The 20426-nt window shown below is 63.7% G+C and carries 14 protein-coding genes; 9 read left to right on the forward strand and 5 right to left on the reverse strand.

Going from position 1 to position 20426, the window contains the following annotated elements; all coding sequences use genetic code 11:
• Window positions 1-5: 5 nt before the first annotated feature.
• The gene (locus AC629_RS14550; protein WP_084805407.1) at window positions 6-947 is read right to left on the reverse strand and encodes an ABC transporter permease; all 942 of its coding nucleotides are present in this window, start codon (window positions 945-947) and stop codon (window positions 6-8) included.
• Between the two features lie 206 nt (window positions 948-1153).
• Between AC629_RS14550 and AC629_RS14555 the strand changes: the two genes are divergently transcribed.
• The 3 genes from AC629_RS14555 (at window position 1154) to AC629_RS14565 (ending at window position 5712) form a co-directional block, all read left to right on the forward strand.
• Window positions 1154-2191, forward strand: a complete 1038-nt coding sequence (locus tag AC629_RS14555; protein WP_084805408.1) for a LacI family DNA-binding transcriptional regulator — start codon at window positions 1154-1156, stop codon at window positions 2189-2191.
• A 2-nt stretch (window positions 2192-2193) separates the two neighbouring features.
• Window positions 2194-3606, forward strand: a complete 1413-nt coding sequence (locus AC629_RS14560) for an amidase (protein WP_168195483.1) — start codon at window positions 2194-2196, stop codon at window positions 3604-3606.
• Window positions 3607-3690: 84 nt separating this feature from the next.
• Entirely contained in the window at window positions 3691-5712 is a 2022-nt protein-coding gene (locus AC629_RS14565; protein ID WP_084805410.1) for a YgiQ family radical SAM protein, read from the forward strand.
• A gap of 280 nt (window positions 5713-5992) precedes the next feature.
• Here the strand turns inward: AC629_RS14565 and AC629_RS14570 are convergent, their stop codons facing one another.
• Window positions 5993-7072: an alpha/beta hydrolase gene (locus AC629_RS14570; protein ID WP_245331862.1), complete on the reverse strand. Its 1080-nt coding sequence runs from the start codon at window positions 7070-7072 to the stop codon at window positions 5993-5995.
• A gap of 301 nt (window positions 7073-7373) precedes the next feature.
• Window positions 7374-7574, reverse strand: a complete 201-nt coding sequence (locus tag AC629_RS14575; RefSeq protein WP_245331863.1) for a hypothetical protein — start codon at window positions 7572-7574, stop codon at window positions 7374-7376.
• A gap of 338 nt (window positions 7575-7912) precedes the next feature.
• Between AC629_RS14575 and AC629_RS14580 the strand changes: the two genes are divergently transcribed.
• Window positions 7913-9007 (forward strand): AraC family transcriptional regulator, encoded by a 1095-nt coding sequence (locus AC629_RS14580; RefSeq protein ID WP_245331864.1) that lies wholly within the window; start codon window positions 7913-7915, stop codon window positions 9005-9007.
• Window positions 9008-9147: 140 nt separating this feature from the next.
• Here the strand turns inward: AC629_RS14580 and AC629_RS14585 are convergent, their stop codons facing one another.
• Window positions 9148-10524, reverse strand: a complete 1377-nt coding sequence (locus AC629_RS14585; RefSeq protein ID WP_245331865.1) for a tetratricopeptide repeat protein — start codon at window positions 10522-10524, stop codon at window positions 9148-9150.
• 355 nt (window positions 10525-10879) lie between these two features.
• On the opposite strand from AC629_RS14585, the gene AC629_RS14590 reads away from it, so the two are divergent.
• From AC629_RS14590 to AC629_RS14605, 5 genes are all read left to right on the forward strand, one after another.
• Window positions 10880-11902 (forward strand): LLM class flavin-dependent oxidoreductase, encoded by a 1023-nt coding sequence (locus AC629_RS14590; protein ID WP_084805412.1) that lies wholly within the window; start codon window positions 10880-10882, stop codon window positions 11900-11902.
• 45 nt (window positions 11903-11947) lie between these two features.
• Window positions 11948-12073 (forward strand): hypothetical protein, encoded by a 126-nt coding sequence (locus AC629_RS49835; RefSeq protein WP_283846589.1) that lies wholly within the window; start codon window positions 11948-11950, stop codon window positions 12071-12073.
• 375 nt (window positions 12074-12448) lie between these two features.
• Window positions 12449-17272 (forward strand): NAD-glutamate dehydrogenase, encoded by a 4824-nt coding sequence (locus tag AC629_RS14595; RefSeq protein WP_084805413.1) that lies wholly within the window; start codon window positions 12449-12451, stop codon window positions 17270-17272.
• Between the two features lie 28 nt (window positions 17273-17300).
• Window positions 17301-17624, forward strand: coding sequence for a hypothetical protein (locus AC629_RS14600; protein ID WP_084805457.1), 324 nt, complete (start codon window positions 17301-17303; stop codon window positions 17622-17624).
• A 198-nt stretch (window positions 17625-17822) separates the two neighbouring features.
• Window positions 17823-18806 (forward strand): alpha/beta hydrolase, encoded by a 984-nt coding sequence (locus tag AC629_RS14605; protein ID WP_245331866.1) that lies wholly within the window; start codon window positions 17823-17825, stop codon window positions 18804-18806.
• Between the two features lie 11 nt (window positions 18807-18817).
• On the opposite strand, the gene AC629_RS14610 is transcribed toward AC629_RS14605, so the two are convergent.
• The gene (locus AC629_RS14610) at window positions 18818-20347 is read right to left on the reverse strand and encodes an MFS transporter (protein WP_084805415.1); all 1530 of its coding nucleotides are present in this window, start codon (window positions 20345-20347) and stop codon (window positions 18818-18820) included.
• Between the last annotated feature and the right edge of the window lie 79 nt (window positions 20348-20426).

Here is a 20426-nt window from a genome sequence, read left to right on the forward strand (position 1 = left end):
CCGCATCAGTACCGGATCCGCGGATCGACGACGGCGTAGAGAATGTCGACCACGAGATTGACGACGACGTAGACGAAGGCGAACAGCAGGATCAGCGCCTGCACCACCGGATAATCGCGCCGCAGGATCGAGTCCGCCGTCAACCGGCCGAGACCTGGAATGGAGAACACGGTTTCGGTGACGACGACGCCGCCGAGCAGCGCCGCAAATCCGATACCGACAACCGTGATGATCGGCACCGCAGCGTTGCTGAGCACGTGCCGCGCGATGATCTTGCGGGTGGACAGCCCCTTGGCATGGGCGGTGCGGACATAGTCCTCGCGCAGCACCTCCAGCACGGCGGCGCGGGTCACGCGTGCGATCAGCGCGATGTAGAGGAAGGACAGCGAGATCGCAGGCAGCACCAGCGAATGCAACGAGGCAAGCACGCCCTGCGACAGCGGCTTGTAGCCCTGAACCGGAAACCAGTGCAGGCCGAGCGCCAGCGTATAGACGAGCGCGAAGGCCACGACGAAGACCGGCAGCGAGAACCCGAGCACAGCGCCCGCCATGGTCAGGCGCGCAACGATCCCCCTCGGGCGATAGGCGGCGACGAGGCCAAGCGGCACGGCTACAACGACTGCGATCGTGATGGTCATAAGCGAGAGAAGCAGTGTCGGCTCGATGCGCTGCGCGACGAGCTGCGAGACAGGGATGCGGCTGAACAGCGACAGGCCGAAATCGCCGCTCAGCATGCGTCCCGCCCAGGCGAGAAAACGCGGCAGCAGCGGCAGATTGAGTCCGAGCGCCTGTCGCACCGCGTCCACCTGCTGCGGCGAGGCGAAGTCGCCGGCGATCAGCACCGCGGGGTCGCCCGGCACAAGGCTGAGCAGCAGGAAGACGAACACCGCGACCGCGAGCAGCACGGGAATGGCTGCGAACAGCCGGCCCAGCACATAGCCGGTCATGCCGCCCCCTCCGCTCCCCCGATGCGCTCCGGCGATCGCCGGATGCAACGCCCGCCCCGCACCATTGTCTGCCCTCACTAAGTTAATCGTTTTTCTAAGTAAGCACGGACAACCATCATGCGCAATAGCGAGATACTGTCGGCAATATTCCGACTTGCCAGCGACAAATCGCGACGGTAAAGAAAACGATTTACAGGAGGAGCTCAATGTCCGGAGGACCGTTGCCCACCATCCATGAGGTCGCGCGGCTGGCCGGCGTTTCCGTCGCCACCGTGTCGAAGACGCTCAACCGGTCGGGCAAGGTCAGCGCGCTCCTGCAGGAGCGCGTCAACGCAGCCGCTCAAAAGCTCGGCTATGCGCCGCATGCGAGCGCGCGCAGCCTGCGCAGCGGCGCCACCCGCATCCTCGGCCTGCTCGTAGCCGATCTCGCCAATCCCTATTTTCTCAAGCTCGTCGAAAGCATCGAGCGGCTGTCGAGCGCCGCCGGCTATTCGGTCATCCTCTGCAACAGCGCCGAAGACCCAGAGCGCGAGGAGCGGCATCTCGCCATGCTGCTGTCGCAGCGCGCCGACGGCGCCATCGTCATTCCGACGCGGCGCGGCTGGAGCGGTCGCCAGGCGGCGCTCGCGAACCTGCCGATGCCCGGCATCCTGGTCGACCGGCGGATTGAAGGCCTCGACCTCGATTCCGTCACGACCGACAATGTCGCGCTGGGACGACTCGCGGCCGAGCATCTCGACGATCTCGGCCATCGCCGCATCGCCGTGATCATGGGCTCGCCCGAGCATCAGATCGCGCGCCACCGGCTTGATGGATTTAGAAGTGGTTTGGCCGCGCGCGGCGTCACGCTTGACGAACGGCTGATCGAGAAAGACAATTTTTCAGAGGCCGCAGGCCACGCCGCCGCGCTTCGGCTGCTCGCGCATGCAGAGCGGCCGACTGCTGTCTTCGCGACCAACAATCATCTCGCGCTCGGGCTGCTGCGCGCCATCACCGAGCGGAACGTTTCTATACCGGACGAGCTCTCCATCATCGCCGTCGACGAACTGCCATGGGCCGGGCTGGTGCGGCCGGGCATGACCGTCGTGACGCAGCCGTCCGAGGCGATCGCCGAGACCACGGTCTCAACGTTGCTGTCGCGCATCACCGAAGGCCGGTCTGGCCCTGGTGAGGACGAGGCCAAATCGATCCAGCTTCAGCCAGCGCTCGTGGTGCGCGGCTCCACCGCCCCCATGCGGAAATGAATATGAGTGATGCGTCCGGCCTCGCGCCTTCCACCGGCATAGTTGCGCTTTCCGCCGTCGAAGCCATCGCCGAAATTCGCAAAGGCCATCTGTCGCCGCTCGAGGTCGTCGATGCCGCGATCGGCCGGATCGAGGCGACGGATGCGGGAATCAATGCGATTCCGGTTCGCTGCTTCGAAGCCGCGCGCAGCGAAGCGCGGCGGCTGATGGAGAAAAATGCCGCTGGCGAGGACTGGCCGTTGCTCTGCGGACTCCCGCTGGCAGTCAAGGACAACACGGATGTCTTGGGCGTGCCGACCAGTGGCGGCAGCGCGCTGACAGCAGGCCGCGTGCCCGATGTTTCGAACCCTACCATCGACCGCCTGCAGCGCAATGGCGCCATCGTTGTCGGCAAGAGCAATCTGTCGGAGCTCGGCGGCGCGAACACGACCAACGCGCTGTTCGGCGCGACGCGCAATCCGTTCTTCCCGGCGTTGACATCGGGCGGCTCCTCCGGCGGCTCGGCGGCGGCGCTCGCCGCGCGTCAGGTCTTTCTCGGTCACGGCAACGATGTCGGCGGCAGCCTGCGTACGCCGGCCGCATTCTGCGGCGTGGCAGGCCTCAGGCCGACGCCAGGTCTCGTGCCACGCAAACCGCTCTCCGATCCCTTCGACACGGTCTTCGTGGAAGGGCCGATGGCCCGGACGATTCCAGATCTTGCCTTGATGCTCGATGCGATGAGCGGCTTCCACGCGCCTGACCTGGTGTCGCGCGAGCAGCCTGCATCGTTCCAGAACGCAGCCGCGCGGCCGAGCTGGGCAGGACGGATCGCGGTCTCCTGGGATCTCGGCCTGCTGCCGGTCGATCAAAACATCCGCTCCGGCTTCCGCGGCGCGATCGATCGGCTTCAGCGCGCCGGCTGCGCGATGAGCGAGACCGCGCCCGACATCGCCGGGCTGCCGGGTGTCATCCGCGCGCTCCGCGGCCTCGCTTATCTCGCGACCTGGGGCAGGCTCTGGCCGCAATCGCGCGACCGCTTCACGCCCGAGGTCGCCGGCGACATCGCCCATGGCGAAAGCCTGTCCGCAAGGGACATCGCATCCGCGATGGAGCGGCGGGCGGCGATCTACCGGCGCATGCAGGGCTTCTTTAGCGAGTTCGACATCCTGATCTGCCCGACCACGCAGGTCGCGCCGTTCCCCGTCGAGATCATGTGGCCGGCCGAGATCGACGGCACACAATGCGAGAGCTACATCGACTGGATCATGATCACCTATGTCTGGTCGATCCTCGGCTGCCCCGCACTCGCGGTGCCCGCCGGCCACGACCGGGCCGGCATGCCGGTCTCGCTCCAGATCGTCGGCCCGCCGCACAGCGAGGAGCGTCTGATCTCCTTCGCCGCCCGCGTCGAGCAGGCGTTTTCCGGGCGGTCCTGAAGCCCCCGAAGCACCGCGGAACCTTAAATCTTTCACGCGCCCGTCGGTTGAATTCGGAGGCCCGGGGTCTTATCCGTAGCCCACATGGACACCCAGATTATCACCGCCGAGAAGCCCCTGATGGCCCAGGCGCGGCCCCGCAAGCCGGCGCCGTTCCTCCCGATGAGCCGCGCCGAGATGGATGCGCTCGGCTGGGATGCCTGCGACATCGTGCTGGTGACGGGCGATGCCTATGTCGACCATCCGAGTTTTGGCATGGCGATCATCGGCCGGCTGCTCGAGGCGCAAGGCTTTCGGGTCGGCATCATCGCGCAGCCCGACTGGCATTCGGCCGAGCCGTTCAAGGCGTTGGGCAAGCCAAAGGTGTTCTTCGGCGTCACCGGCGGCAACATGGATTCGATGGTGAACCGCTACACCGCGGACCGCCGCCTGCGCCATGACGATGCCTATACGGCCGGTGGCGAAGGCGGCAAGCGGCCGGACCGCTGCACCATTGTCTACGCCCAGCGATGCCGCGAGGCGTTCAAGGATGTGCCGATCGTGCTCGGCGGCATCGAGGCCTCGCTGCGCCGGATCGCGCATTACGACTACTGGTCGGACAAGGTGCGCCGCTCGGTGCTGGCCGACGCCAAGGCGGACCTCTTGCTCTACGGCAATGCCGAGCGCGCCGTCGTCGAGGTGGCGAACCGGCTCGCCGCCGGCGAAGCACCGCGCGAACTCGATGATATCAGGGGCGTTGCGCTGTTCCGCCGAGTCCCCGAGGACTATTCCGAGCTGCACGCCGACGATCTCGATTCCGCCGACGAGGGCGCATCGCGGAAGCCCGGCGCCACGGTGATCAGGCTGCCGGCGCTCGAGCAGGTCGAGCAGGACCGCGAAGCCTATGCGCGGGCATCGCGCGTGTTGCACCGGGAGAGCAATCCCGGCAATGCGCGGCCGCTGGTGCAGCGCCATGGCGATCGCGATCTGTGGCTGAACCCGCCGCCGATCCCGCTCACCACCGAGGAGATGGACGCGGTCTACGACCTGCCTTACGCGCGCGCACCGCATCCGTCTTACGGTGACGCCAGAATCCCCGCCTGGGAGATGATCAAGTTCTCGGTGACGATCATGCGCGGCTGCTTCGGCGGCTGCACGTTCTGCTCGATCACCGAGCATGAAGGCCGCGTCATCCAGAACCGCTCGGAGGACTCGATCCTGCGCGAGATCGAGAAGATCCGCGACAAGACGCCGGGCTTCACCGGCGTGATCTCCGACATCGGCGGCCCCACCGCCAACATGTACCGGATGGCGTGCAAGGACCCGAAGGTCGAGGCCGCGTGCCGGCGGCCGTCCTGCGTCTTCCCCGAGATCTGCCCGAACCTCAACACCTCGCACGACGATTTGATCCGGCTCTATCGCAAGGTGCGCGAGACCAAGGGCATCAAGAAGGTGATGGTCGCCTCCGGCGTGCGCTATGATCTCGCGGTCGAGAGCCCCGAATACATCAAGGAGCTCGTCACCCATCACGTCGGCGGATACTTGAAGATCGCGCCTGAACATACCGAGCGCGGTCCGCTCGACAAGATGATGAAGCCGGGCATCGGCGCCTATAACCGCTTCAAGCGGATGTTCGATGCCGCGGCCGAGCAGGCCGGCAAGAAGTACTATTTGATCCCCTATTTCATCGCGGCGCATCCGGGCACGACCGACGAGGACATGATGAACCTCGCGCTCTGGCTCAAGAAGAACCGCTACCGCGCCGACCAGGTGCAGACCTTCCTGCCCTCGCCGATGGCGACCGCGACCGCGATGTACCATACCGGCGTCAATCCGCTGCGCGGCGTACGGCACGGCGGCAGCGACAAGGTCGAGGCGATCAAGGGGCTGCGCCAGCGCCGCCTGCACAAGGCGTTCCTGCGCTACCACGACCCCGACAACTGGCCGGTGCTGCGCGATGCGCTGAGGGAGATGGGCCGCGCCGACCTGATCGGCTCCCGCCCCGACCAACTCGTGCCCGCGCACCAGCCCCCCGGCACCGGCAAGGCCGCCGGCACGAAGCGTCCGGTGCGTCCGGGCGGCAAGACGCAGCGCTTCACGACCAAGGGCGTGCGGTTGATGAAGTAGCGGGCATGCCGGATGCGATTGGGTTCGGCCTGACGCTTTCGTGCCCTCTACAACATAAATGTCGAAAACAACCCCATGCAAAGTAGCCGGCGGGTGCCGGCGCGATGCCCTGTGGACGCAGCGAAGCCGTTGACGCGTCGGGTAAACTCAGGAAGGCGGCGCAATCGGCCGCCCTACAGCCACACAGCTTCTACTGGAGGCTGAAATCCAGTTGACATACCGCGAGAAGGATTGACTTCCTCCAATGACCGGCCAGTCGCTTGTCCGCGGCGATTGCCAGCTACTCGGCAAGCCTGGCAAGCGGATTTGCGGCTGCATGCTGTTCACTCAACACCTGACCCTGCGCCATGCGTTTGCGGATCATTGCGACAACAGGACCGACCTGCTCGAAAGCCCGGTCGTGAGCGTCATCGCCCGCGACGGCCAGCTTCGTCAGGTCGTAGACGTCGATCCGGTCGCGCTTGAGCTCGCTTTGATAGGGCTCCTGGTTCGGATCAATATCGCCCAGCCGGGGGACATCCCCCCAAAGCGTCTTCGACAGCGAGAGCGCTCCATCGTCACGCGAGACGAACAGGGCGATTGGCGGCCGCGCGCCTTCCATCCTGGACAACTGCGATCTGAAGACATCGACATCGACGTCCGGAGCGACCAGCATCACATGCTTCAGCTTGCTGCGTCCGGACGCAACAGCCGGGCTACGGATCGCACGCGTACGAAGCGCTTCGAGGGCGATCCAATTGCCCATCGAGTGAGCCAGAAGATAGACCTCGGAAACGGCGGGCTGGCTGTCGAGCGAACTCAAGACGTTATCGAGCGCGTCCCGCGAAAAGTTGGCGCTCTCCCGGTCGTAAGTATAGGCGCGCAGTCTCAGTTCGCCCCGCGACGGCCAGGTGAAGAGCACAGGAACGACCGGCGCCTTTGAATCGTGAACAATCTGCGCGAGGCGGTACACCGCATCATCGAAGCGATTGTTAAAGCCGTGAACGAACACGAGCACCTTGTTGCGGCCCGACTGCTTCACAGCCGCCGCGACGGATGCGGAGAACCGCGTTTTGTCGAGATAGTCCGCCGAAACGGTCGTGAAGTCCCGATGGGGGTCGCCGGGCAGGCGTGCAGGCCATTGCACCTCACCGATCTTCCGCGAAGCATCGGGCGGTATCGAGACGGTCACCTCGGCAAACGAGAGCTCGTCCGAGCGCTCCCCGCTGAACATCTCGCCCGGATCGACATCCGATCGCCGGCGATTTGTTACGACATAGATCGGAACATTCGTGTTTCCGGGAGAGGCTTGCGCCGTCGGAACGAGGACACCTTGCGACGGACGCCCGGCGCAACCGCCAAGGACGGTTGCGACCGACAAGGCAAACCAAATCGCTGGAGCAATGATGCGACTCGTTCCAGTCACCGACAACACCCACAAAAAACCACGCACTGGCGCAAACAACCCCGCGGTCCGAAGCCGCGCCGGCAGCATTGAATTTCGACCAATCTATACCGGCTGAGCGTGTTGCGGTGTCGCAGCGGGGCAACACCTGAACCGGGAATTGCCAGACGTTGCCTTGCACACACCCGGGTGGACCAAAACGGGACAAGGGAGATGTGAATGTCGAGCGTCTCGCGTCTCACGAAAATGAGGGCGCTCGCGGTCGGCGCGGCAATTGTCAGCCTTCCATTTCGCCGGCCGCGCGCAGCGACGCCCCAGCCTGGCCGCTTGCCCGCGAAGCAAAATCCGCGAACACGGCGGCCGCTTCGTCAAGATTTTGGCAGCCGCAGCTGTCGAGCGAGGAATGAACACGAAGGTCGAACAGCTCGATCCAGAACAAGGGTGCTGCGGGTACACTGGCTCCGAGCGCTTCGAACATGCTGATCTCGCAGTCCCCAACACGTTCGAGCGCAACCGCTCGGGCGCCATGGGCGACATGGGGAATTCCGAGCAGCTTTTCGTAGCCTCGCGTTATTTTCAAACGAACCGAGGCGTCGTCGTCACAGCTGGACATCAAGATCTTCGGACTTTTTGGGGGGGGGGAAGGCCCGTTTCGGGGAGGAGAAGGCCCTCCCTTGAGGGCGAAAGTCCGATTTAAGTCACGCAACCCCCGGTTTCTTGATATCGTAAGCCAATAATTTGACTTCTCACGCCGCGATCACGATCTGCGAGCCCCGGGAACCCGGGGCCGTTGCGGCAACGACGAGGGGGTTTGGTGTGCCGGCTGCCCGTTCGCCCCACCTGCAGGCGATACCCAGTGCGACCGGCGCAATCGCCCGCCTGGTATGGGCGCGCCTGCTGGAAGCCGGCATCGAGGCAGACAGCTTGCTGTCCAAGGTCGGATTGACCGTCAAGCAGATCCAGGACCGCAAGGCGCGCCTCAGCGCTGAAAGCCAGATCCGATTTCTCGAGCTTGGCGCCGAGGCATTGCAGGACGACGCCCTGGGGTTCCACCTGGCGCGCGACTTCGACCTTCGCGAGATCGGCCTGCTCTACTATGTCGCGGCGTCTTCCAGGACAATCGCCGAAGCCCTGTCGAAGGCCGAACGCTATTGCCGTCTCGCCAACGAGGGGATTTCGCTGCGATTTGCCGCGAAGGAAATGGCGATTACCCTGAAATATGTCGGTGTGAAGCGGCGGTCGGATCGGCACCAGATGGAATTCTGGCTCACCTCGATCGTTCGAATGAACCGCGTCCTGTCAAATCGCCGCATGGCGCCGAATCGGATCAAAGTAGCCCATCACCGTCGCACGATGCCCGCAGAGATAAGGTTGTTTCTCGGTTGCCGGATCGAGTTCGGATCCGATGTGGATGAGATCGTCCTCCCTCGATCCGCGGGCCCCATGCCGATCGAGAGCGCCGACAACTACTTGAACGATCTGCTGGTGACATATTGCGAGGAAGCACTGGCGCACCGGAAGCCTGGCGGGGGCTCGCTCCGGGCGTGCGTCGAAAATGCAATCACGCCGTTGCTTCCCCACCGCGAGGCGCGGGCTGAAGAGATTGCTCGCCGTCTCGGCATGAGCCATCGCACGCTCGTGCGGCGCCTCGCCTCGGAGGGATTGACCTTCGCCGGCATTTTTGACGAGCTGAAGATCGACCTCGCCAAGAGCTATCTAAAGAAAGATGAACTATCGATTTCGCAAACCGCCTGGCTCCTCGGCTACGGCGAGATCAGCGCATTCACCCGCGCCTTCAAGCGCTGGACCGGAGTGACGCCAAGACAATGGCGTGCCGACGGCAATCCCAAACGCACCAGCGACGTGCCTCCTCGCACAAGGGTCGCGCAGGCAAGCTCCTCCCGGCGGTAGCACGGGGAGAGGCATTGAGATATTCGCACCTTGCACCCGCTTAGCATGCGCCAGATCGACTCGAATGCTCGCCTGCACGGGTGTCCCCGACACCAGGCCCGGCAAGATCGCGCCTGAAGTTCAATTCTCGTATTACCCCCTCATTGCTCGCGAACGCCAGCCTTTCTCAGTCCCTCGAGGAGGTCGTCGAACTCCCGACGAAACTGCGGGTTGCTCGAAAGTGCGTAGCCGAATTGTTGGAGCCATTGGACCGTGAAATCCGGCCGGGTTGCATTCAATTCGGCTAACATTTGTTGGGCCATGTCCAATTGGCCCGTGGCTCCATAAGCTGAAACCAGATCCGCATACGGCCACCAGTCTAATTTGTTCAGATTGATCGAGCGTCTGCATTCCTCAACGGCTTCGCTATATTGGTGCACATGCACGTGAGCATGACAGAGGAAGAAGTGCCATCTGCCAGCGGCCTGATCTTTGGGGCTTAGGCGCAAAGCGATCTGAATGGGGGAAAACGCTTCGCGCGCACGTCCCGCCGTAACAAGTGCGATCCCCCTTGATGCATACGCGACCGGCGAATTAGGGTCGATTTCCAAAGCGGCGTCGAATTCAGGCAGCGCTTCGGCGGGATTTCCGGAGATCAAAATGGTTCCCTTGGCTATGTGCGCGTTTGCGGTCGCCGGGCGTTTTGCAAGAACCTGATCGATTAGTTTGGTCGCCGCCTTTTTGTCCTCGACCACGGACGTTGACCATCCGTTGATCACGTCACGGGCTATGCACCACGCTTTCCCGAGGATTGCGTCAACGTTGTCCGGATCGAGGCGCAGCGCGCTGTCGAACAGCTCCTTTGCCTGCGCGTTCGTTGACTTGGTCACGGGCTCATAGAACTTCGCCCAGCCGCGCATGCTGAAATCCACAGCATCTGGGTTCGCTGACTTATCCAATTGGCTGCGCTGGCTTTCGGCCTCGACGAGTTGGACGCTGAGAGAGCGGGCGAGCCGCGCCGTGACCTGCTCCTGCAGGGCCGCAAGATTTGTCCGATCACCGTCAAAACGGTCCGACCAGACATCGCGACCAGTCGACAGGTCGGCAAGTGACACATTCATACGGACCTGATCTCCGGCCCGCTGCACCGCGCCCTGTACCGCCCAGCGAATGCCAAGGTCCTTACCGAGCGTCTTAAGATCGACCTGCTTGTTCTTGTAGGTAAAGGCCGTCCCGCGACCAATCACAAAAGCCCCGGGCATTTGCGCGATATCGGTCGTCAGGTCAGTTGCGATACCGTCTGCAAAATAATCCTGCTCCGGATCATTGTTGAGGTTTGCAAATGGCAGCACGACAAGCGACAGGCGAGGAATGATGGCGGGCCGATCAGTGGCCTCTCTCTGTGTCCTTTGCCCTTCCGGCAGAACCTCGCTGCGGACCACATTCCAGACATTCCAATAGCCAGCGAGGCCGCCGGCCACCGCACCAACCGCGGCAACGAGGCGAGCACGCCGCCGGCAGATTGCAAGCGTGCCCAAAGCCGGTGTCTAAAATTCCGGTCTGATGGCACTTTGTCCGGCGGACTAATTTCAGATTCCGGCTTATCTGATGGCTCGTCTGCCTCGGAGTTCGTCACCTTCACCTCCTGCCAAGGAGCTGACGTCACATAAAGAAGGTAGCACATTCTCAAAGATTGAGGTCGGTCAAAGGTGCTGACAAGGTTCGGCTCGATTTTCGGTACCGCAACCATTGATTGCCGAACGTCCGCCGCAGCGCATCTCAGCCCGCATCTGTGTGCGCGCCAATGAGTGCGCACATGTAACTCCCGCCAAAATCCCCTCCTCGTCAAAATGTTAGACGACTAACGCCGCCCGATACTCAATAGGTTGCTCCATGAAAAAGATCGGATTTCTGTCCTTTGGACACTGGACGCCCTCCCCGCAATCGCAGACCCGCTCGGCGGCAGACACGCTGCTGCAATCCATCGAGCTTGCCGTCGCGGCGGAGCAGCTCGGCGCGGACGGCGCGTATTTTCGTGTGCATCACTTCGCGCGCCAGCTCGCCTCGCCCTTTCCCCTGCTTGCCGCGGTCGGCGCGAAGACCAGCAAGATCGAGATCGGCACGGCCGTGATCGACATGCGCTACGAGAACCCGCTCTACATGGTCGAGGACGCAGGCTCCGCCGATCTCATTGCCGGCGGAAGGCTTCAGCTCGGCATCAGTCGCGGCTCGCCTGAGCAGGTGATCGATGGCTGGCGTTATTTCGGTTATCGGCCGGCTGACGGCCAGAGCGATGCCGACATGGGCCGGCGCCACGCGGAGGTCTTCCTCGACCTTTTGCGCGGCGAAGGTTTTGCGGAGCCCAATCCGCAGCCGATGTTTCCGAATCCACCGGGACTCTTGCGCCTGGAGCCGCATGCGCAAGGGCTGCGCGAACGGATCTGGTGGGGCGCCGGCTCGAACGCGACCGCGGTCTGGGCAGCGAAGCTCGGCATGAATTTGCAGAGCTCGACGCTGAAGAACGACGAAACCGGCGAGGCCTTCCACGTGCAGCAGGCCGCGCAGATCCGTGCCTTTCGCGCCGCGTGGAAGGAAGCCGGCCACACCCGTGAGCCCCGCGTCTCGGTGAGCCGCAGCATCTTCGCGTTGATGGACGATCGCGACCGCGCCTATTTCGGTCGCGGAGGCGAAGGCGAGGACCAGATCGGCTTCATTGATCCGCAGACGCGCGCGATCTTCGGCCGCTCCTATGCCGCAGAGCCTGATGCGTTGATCGAGCAGCTCCGCCAGGACGAGGCGATCGCCGAGGCCGATACCTTGCTGTTGACCATCCCCAACCAGCTCGGCGTCGCCTACTGCGCGCATGCGATCGAGGCGATCCTCGCACATGTCGCGCCTGCGCTTGGCTGGCGCTGAGGCAAAGGCTGAGGGCCGCGGCCCTCGCATTACTCATCCGAGGCCATGGAAAGCGCCGGCGACAATCTCGCAGTGAGGACGCCGAAATTCGGCGGATTCGTTCCCCGCAGCTGGGTCGAGAGTTTTGCCGCGATGCGTCACGTGGTGATGGCGAGCGACGCCATCAGCTAGGCGCCCGGTCCGACTCCTGGAACCTTACTGGCACAGACGTGAACTTGCGCACCTGGTGATTCGAATTCGGCCTCGTTACCCGGCGTCATCGCACGCCCGCTCCCACCGTGACGACCTTCGTCAAGGTCATCTCGGCGATTGCCACGAACAGGCCGATCCCCCCGAAACCTGACCGGCGCGCGAGATCGTCGCCGGCCACATTTTAGCACGCCTCTCACGACAGCGTGCGCCTTTCGCTTCGGGATCGTAGTATGATCGTCGGAAGCCGTCGAAGCTTCGAGACCGAGGATTTCGCGTAACAGCGGATCCGGCGCTCGAAGAGATGAACTCCAGAATCAGGCTGGTGATCGCGGCTGCGGTCGGACGGCGCGGCAAATGGAGGACATTATGGCGTGGCGCGACGACAAGGCCCGGGCAACCCTCATCCGCGACGCAGCGGGCAGCGTGCCGGCGGGCAAGAGCCCCCGGGCCTTTGCCGAGCCGTTGTTCGGCTACACAAATATCGAGGATCTCGCCAATTACGACGCCGCCTCGCTTGCCCTCCTGGCGGAGCAAGCCTGGGAGCACGTGCAGCGGCGCACGGCCGGCAGCGCCGATATCCGCGTCGTCAACCCGACATTGCCGAACGGGCGCGAGATTTCCGTGCTCGAGATTCTGAACGACAACATGCCTTTCCTGTTCGATTCCACCATGGCGGAGCTTGCCGAGCAGGGCATCGAAGTCACCCTCGTCGCTCACCCGATCATCGCCGTGGAGCGCGATCATGAGGGCAAGCTGCTGCGGTTCTACGGCGAAGCGCTGCCGGAGGGAGCAAAGGGCGCGCGCGAAAGCCTGATTCATCTCCACATCACCCGCCTGGACGCCGATGCCGATCGTCAGAAGCTGATCGACGGCCTCACCGGGTCGTTGAGCGATGTCCGCGCCTGCGTCGCCGACTGGCGCACCATGCGCGACCGCGTCGAGGAAGCGATCAAGACGTTCTCTTCCAATCCGCCGCCGCTGCCGATCGACGAGGTCGCCGAAGCCAATCAGTTCCTGCAATGGCTCTGCGCGGACAATTTCACCTTCCTCGGCGTGCGCGAATATCGCTTCTCGCCCGACAGCGACGCGTCGGACGACATTACAACCGGCGAAGGCCTCGGCATCCTGCGCGATCCGAACGTGAAGGTCCTGCGCCGCGGTACCGAAATGGTGGTGATGACGTCGGAAATCCGCGAGTTCATGCACGAGCCGACCCTGCTGATCGTCATCAAGGCCAATGTCTCCAGCCGCGTCCATCGCCGCATCCGGATGGATTATGTGGGCATCAAGCTCTATTCGCCCGACGGCCGGCTCGAAGGCGAGTTGCGCGTCGTCGGCCTCTTTACCTCGGGCGCCTATACCCGCTCGGTACGGCAGATCCCTTATGTGCGCCACAAGGTTTCGCGGGTGCTGCAGCGCGCAGGCTTCGACCCGAACGGCCATTCCGGCAAGGCGCTGATGCATATTCTCGAAGATTATCCGCGTGACGATCTGTTCCAGATCGACGTCGACACGCTCTACAACTTCGTCATTGAGATCCTGATCCTCTACGAGCGCCCGCGCGTCCGGGCGCTGACGCGGGTCGACAAGTTCGATCGCTTCGTCTCCGTCCTTACCTTCATTCCGCGCGACAAATACGACACCAACGTCCGCACGCGCGTCGGAGCCTTCCTGGCGCAGGCCTACAAGGGGACGATATCGGCATCCTACGTGTCCTTCCCCGAAGGATCGCTTGCGCGCGTCCACTACATCGTCGGGCGCTATGAAGGTAAAACGCCCGTCATCGAGCGCGCCACGCTCGAAGCCGGGATCAGCGCCATTGCCGCGACCTGGGTCGACAAGATGAAGGCCGCGCTCACTGCGTCGACCGATGGCATGCGAGCGCGCATGCTCACCAACCGTTATGCCCGGGCCTTTACCGGTGGCTACACCGAAATTTTCAGCGCGGAGCAGGCAATCGCCGATATCGCCACCATCGAAAAGCTGACGCCAGCCCGCCCGATAACGATTTCGGTTCACCGCTTCGTGGAGGACGAGCCCAAGCGCCTCGGCTTGAAGGTCTTCTCCGACGCCGCACCGCTGTCGTTGTCCTACCGGGTGCCGGTGATCGAGAATCACGGCCTGCGCGTGGTCGACGAACGCACCTATCAGATCGTGCCCGGTAACCGGCCGGAGCCGGTCTGGCTGCACGACATGACGATCGAGACCAGTGACGGACAGCCCATCGAGATCAACCCGGAATTCAGCCATCGCCTGGAAGCCTCGATCATGGCGGTGGTCACCGATCGTGCCGAATCCGATGGATATAACGGGCTGATCCTGCGTACCAACCTGAGCTGGCGGGAAGTCTCGACCATCCGGGCGCTGTCGCGCTATCTGCACCAGATCCGCGCTCCGTTCACCCAGGATTACATGTGGGAGACGTTGCGCAAGAACGCCGCGATCACGGCCAACCTGGTCGCGCTGTTCCAGACCCGCCTCGATCCGCGCCTCGCGCTGACGGATCGCGAGCGTTCGGCACGCGAGGCGGCCCTCCTTGCCGAGATCGAGGAGCAGCTCAAGTCCGTCGCCGCGCTCGATGAAGACCGCATCCTGCGCCGTTTCACCAATCTGGTGCAGTCGGCCATCCGCACCAATTTGTGGCAGGTCGGCGGGGACGGACATCCGCGTCCGGTGATCTCATTCAAGTTCGACGCACGCCGGATCGAGGACCTGCCCCCGCCCCGACCGCTCTACGAGATCTTCGTTTATTCGCCCCGTGTTGAAGGCATTCACCTGCGCTTCGGCAAGGTGGCGCGCGGCGGACTGCGCTGGTCCGACCGGCCGCAGGATTTCCGCACCGAGATCCTCGGCCTGGTCAAGGCCCAGCAGGTCAAGAACGCCGTGATCGTGCCGGTCGGCGCCAAGGGCGGCTTCGTGCCGAAGCGCCTGCCGTCGCCTTCCAATCGCGACGCCTGGTTCGCGGAAGGCACCGAAGCCTACCGCATCTTCGTTCGCTCGCTGCTCGAGCTCACCGACAATCTCGATGGCGACGTCGTCGTGCCGCCCGACTCGACCATGCGCCACGACGGCGATGACCCCTACCTCGTCGTCGCCGCCGACAAGGGCACCGCCACCTTCTCCGACATCGCCAACGCGATCTCGGCCGAGGAGAACCATTGGCTCGGCGATGCCTTCGCATCCGGCGGCAGCCAGGGCTACGACCACAAGAAGATGGGGATCACGGCGCGCGGCGCCTGGGAGGCGGTCAAGCGCCACTTCCGCGAGCTCGGCACCGACATTCAGACCATGCCGTTCACTGCGGTCGGCGTCGGCGACATGTCCGGCGACGTTTTCGGCAACGGCATGCTGCTCTCTCCGGCGACAAGGCTTGTGGCGGCTTTTGATCATCGCGACATCTTCATCGATCCGTCGCCCGATCCGGCCATCAGCTTCGCCGAGCGCAAGCGCCTGTTCGACCTGCCGCGATCGAGCTGGCAGGACTACGACAAATCGCTGATCTCGCAGGGTGGCGGCGTGTTCTCACGCCAGCTCAAGGCGATCCCGCTCGCTCCGGAAGTGCGCACCCTGCTCGATCTCGACAAGCCGCAAGCCACGCCTTTCGAGGTGATGACGGCGATCCTGAAGGCTCGCGCGGACCTCTTGTGGTTTGGCGGCATCGGCACCTATCTCCGCTCCTCCGGGGAAAGCGACGATCAGGTCGGGGACCGCGCCAACGATCCGATCCGCATCACGGGTCGCGACGTGCGCGCCCGGGTGATCGGCGAAGGGGCCAACCTCGGCGTCACCCAGCGCGGCCGCATCGAGGCGGCGCAGAAGGGCGTCAAGCTCAACACCGACGCCATCGACAATTCGGCCGGCGTGAATACGTCCGACGTCGAGGTCAATATCAAGATCGCGCTGGCGCGCCCCGAGCGCGAGGGACGCCTCAGTCCCGCCGACCGCAACAGCCTGCTCGCCGCGATGACCGACGAGGTCGGCGCGCTGGTGCTGCGCAACAACTATCTGCAGACGCTGGCGCTCTCGCTCGCCGAGCGTAAAGGCGTGGCCGAGACCGGCTTCCTCACCCGCCTGATGCAGTCGCTCGAACATCGCGGCTTGCTCAGCCGCGCGGTGGAATTCTTGCCCGACGACGCAGCGCTCACCGAGCGCACACGACGCGGCCAGTTCCTGACGCGGCCCGAGCTTGCCGTGCTGCTCGCCTACGCCAAGCTGACACTCTATGACGACCTGCTCGTCACCAGCGTGCCTGATGATCCCTATCTTGCCCGCGAACTATCTCAGTATTTTCCGCGTGAGGTTCAGGACCAGTTCCCCACGGCGGTTGAGTTCCATCGCCTGCGTCGGGAGATCATCGCGACCAGTCTCGTCAATGCCGTAATCAATCGCGGCGGCCCGGCCTGCGTCGTGCGCCTGATCGACGAGACCGACGCCGATATCGCAACCATTGTGATGGCCTATGTGGCGGTGGACGAATCCTACGGACTGAAGTGGCTCAATGACGCGATCGACGCACTCGACGCCTGCATTGACGGACAGTTGCAGTTGTCCCTCTACGCGACCGTCCAGGATCTCTTGCTCTCCCGCATGGTCTGGTACGTGCGCAATGTTGATTTCAAGGACGGCCTCGAGGCGGTCATCGCGCGTTTCGGCCCGGCGATCCGCCAGATCGCCGCCGGGCTCGACACCGCCCTGCCGCCGGACTTGCAGACCGCGCGCGGCAAGCGCCGGCAGGAACTCACCGACGCCGGTGTCCCGGCCGGCCTCGCCGGCGAACTCGCCGATCTCGACGCTCTGGTCTCGGCACCCGACATCGTGACTGTTGCCGAGCGCACCAGGCGCCCGATCGGCGACGCCGCCGCGACCTTCTTCGACGCCGAGGCAAATTTCCGTCTCGACCGCATCATTGCCGCCGCGCGCAGCGTGCCGGCAAACGATTATTTCGAACGTATGGCCATCGATCGCGCGGTTGAGCAGATCGCTGGCGCCGAAAGAAGGCTGGCCGCGGATATGCTGGCAACCGGCCAGTCCGGCCATCCTGCCGTCGAGACATGGCTCGCGGCGCACCCCGAAGCGACGCGTATCCGGCGCTCGGTCGAGGAAATTGCTGCCAGCGGCCTGACCATCGCCAAGCTGACGGTGGCGGCGAACTTGCTGGGGGATCTTGTCAAGGGCTGATCAGGCGTCCGCGCAAATGGAGGGTCCAATGATCCACGCGACTTGCCACACCGCCGACAACGTCATCTGTCTCGAGTTCGATGCCACACCCTGGTTCAGCGAGGCCGACGCTCCGAGCATCATCGATCTGGCCCGGCGGAAATGGACAAGCGCAGCGATTGCAGAGTCGCTTGAGCGCCGGCGCGGATATGAACGCCTGCATAACCTCATGGAATATGCGGCGAAGCGACTTCAAGAGGAGTCCCTGGAGGACCCGACCTGGGAGACTTTCGAGTGTGTCGTCGACGGGCCTGAAGCCCTGGCCTGGCTCGAGAAGAACCGGCCTGAAGTTGTGACAAGGATGAAGCCTTGATCCGCGTCCTGCAACACCGTCACGGCAAGAATCCTGAGCCAGAGTCGGCATCAGTCCTTATCGGTTCTGATTGAAGCGGAACCGGATCGCCCTTTTCTCGCCGCCATCATCATTCACGCAGCGACCAGGGCAAACGGTGGGCAGCGTTCCCGAAGGTTCCGTGTGATCGTCCGACATCTTCTGCAACATGAGACTCTCGTGTCGCGCCGCGCGCTCCTGGGCGGGCTCGCGTCGGCAGGCAGCGCCCTCGCGCTTGGCGGATGCGCAGGCTTGGGCGCGGCCGGCGCGCGCTTCGACGCGTCGTCCCTCTCCGTTGACCCCACATTGCTCGTCACCACCACGCGCAAGCCCGTGAACGGCGGCCGCACGAAACCCTGGTTCGGGCCGGAACGCGCGACCACATTGACGGTCGCGCGGGCGAAGCTGGTGGCGCCGGACGAGAGCCGTCTTTCTCTCGCCTCGGTCGGACTTGGCGATTGGCGTCTTGATCGGGTCGAACCGGTGTCGGCCGACGTTGGCGATCTCCTTACGCAGGCCGGCGGGGGAGACGTGTTGATCTATGTGCACGGCTTCAAGCAGACATTCGAGACAGCGGCGCTCGATGCCGCCCATCTTTCCGACGGGATCAGGTTCCACGGCCGGACCATGGTGTTCTCCTGGCCCTCCAGGGCAGGACTGTTCGACTATGCCTATGACCGCGAGAGCGCAATGTGGTCCCGCGACGATTTCGAACGCGTGCTCTCTTCCATCGTGTCGGCCTCAGGCGGCGGCCGCGTGCACATCGTTGCGCACAGCATGGGAACCATGCTGACGCTCGAAAGCCTGCGTCAGCTCTATGCGCGATACGGCGACACCGTTGCGAGCAAGATCGGCGCGATCGTGTTTGCCGCGCCTGATATCGACATGGACGTGTTCTCGTCGGCGATCCGCCGCATCGGTCCGCTTGCCGGCAAGATCACCGTGATCGCCGCGACGAACGATCGCGCACTGGCGCTTTCGGGGCAAATCGCAGGTGGAATGACCAGGGTCGGTGCCGCCGAGAAGACCGCAATCCAGCAGCTCGGCGTGCGCGTGGTCGATGCTTCCCAGGAAGGCTGGGGCATCATCAACCACGATCTGTTTCTGTCGAATGCGGAAGTGCAGCGGGTGATCCGCCGCTCGATTGACGGTACGGCTGCGTAGGAGGGCGCCTGCTACATCGACGAACCATCGAGATGTTTTCGCGATCCGCCGAACACCGTGAAGCTGAGTGCTGCGAGGAGCCAGACACTGACGCCGCCATAGAGCATAACTCGGCCAAAGCCGTCGGCAAGGGCGTGGTGAACAAGAGCATCTGATACTCCCTGCCCTGATGAGTTGGCGGTGCCGGCCGCAATTCTCTCCGCGAGAGAACGCAGCGCGGAGGCATCCGTGTCGAGCGGCAGGTTCGCTTCAAGTGAAGACAGCACACCCTCGACCAGAATGAACCCCATTATCGGGATGTTGATGGCGAGCGAAATCATGCGCGCGCTCATGTCGATGCCCGACGCCATGCCGGAGCGTGCCGGAGGGACAGCGCCCGTTGTGGTGTTGGTGACTGGCGTGTTTGTCAGTCCCAGCCCTACGCCGGAAAGAATGCAGCCTGGCAGCATGGTCAGCCAGCTCGCGGTCTCGGCACCACTGCCGAGCTTCATCAGGACGAAGCCAAGGCCGATCGTGAACAGGCCGGCGGGGATGACGAGGCGAGCCTGATAGCGCAGCGACAGACGCTCGGCCAACGGTGGCACGACCAGGGCCGGCAGCGTATAGGCGAGCAGGCCCAACCCGGCGGCGACGCCGTCATAGCCAAGGCCCGCCTGGAACCAGATCGGCAGATAGATCATGAAGGGCCAGAAGCTCACGTTCATCGCTACGGAGCCGATAATCGCACCCGAAAACGCACGGATGCGGAACACCGAGAAGTCGAACATCGGCCTCGGGGCGAGCTTTTCGACGATAACAAACGCCATGAAGCTCGCGACCGCTGCACCCAGGATCGAAAGCGCCGTCGAACTGCCGAAGCCAAATTCAGGCCCCTGAGTGATGAAGAACGCCAGGCAGAACACCGCTACAGACAGTGTAGCGATGCCGGGAAGATCAAGACGGATCGCCTCAGGATCTCGCGATTCCTGCACGCCGCTAACCGCCAGCAGCAACGCCACGATGCTGAGTGCCACATGGACGAGGAACACCCACTCCCAGCTCCATAGAGCAGCGATAGTGCCTCCGATGAGCGGACCAAATCCCAGCCCTACGCCTGAAACAATGCCCCACCAGCCGAAGGCCATGCCACGCTCGCGCGCCGTGCGAAACTGGTGCGACAGGACGGCGATCTGGCACACCAGCATCGCACCGCCGCTCAACCCTTGAAGAAAACGGGCGCCGATCAGCACCGGCACGCTTTCGGTGATCCCGCAAGCCAGAGAGGCCAGACCGAATGCCGCGATGCTGCCGATGAAGATGCGCTTGCGACCGAAGCGGTCGGCCAGCGCGCCCGTCGCCATCAGCACCATCGTCACGCCGATCGTATAGGCGTTCATGATCCACTGAAGCTGCCGGAAATCCGCATGCAGTAGCTGTTCCAGCGTCGGCAGGATCGCCGGTACGCTGGAGATTTCCAGCCCAAACATCAAGGCAGAAAGACAAACGGCAGCGAGCGCTATGGCGCTTCTGCTGCTGGTTGGTGCGGATACAGCAAGGGTCATGCTTCAGCCTTTCGTCGTCGGGAACCGCAACGGCGAAATCCGGTCATGACGGAAGGCGCACTCGCATCGGTCCGCGTGT

Source organism: Bradyrhizobium sp. NAS80.1 (genome assembly GCF_001908205.1).
Lineage (GTDB): Bacteria > Pseudomonadota > Alphaproteobacteria > Rhizobiales > Xanthobacteraceae > Bradyrhizobium.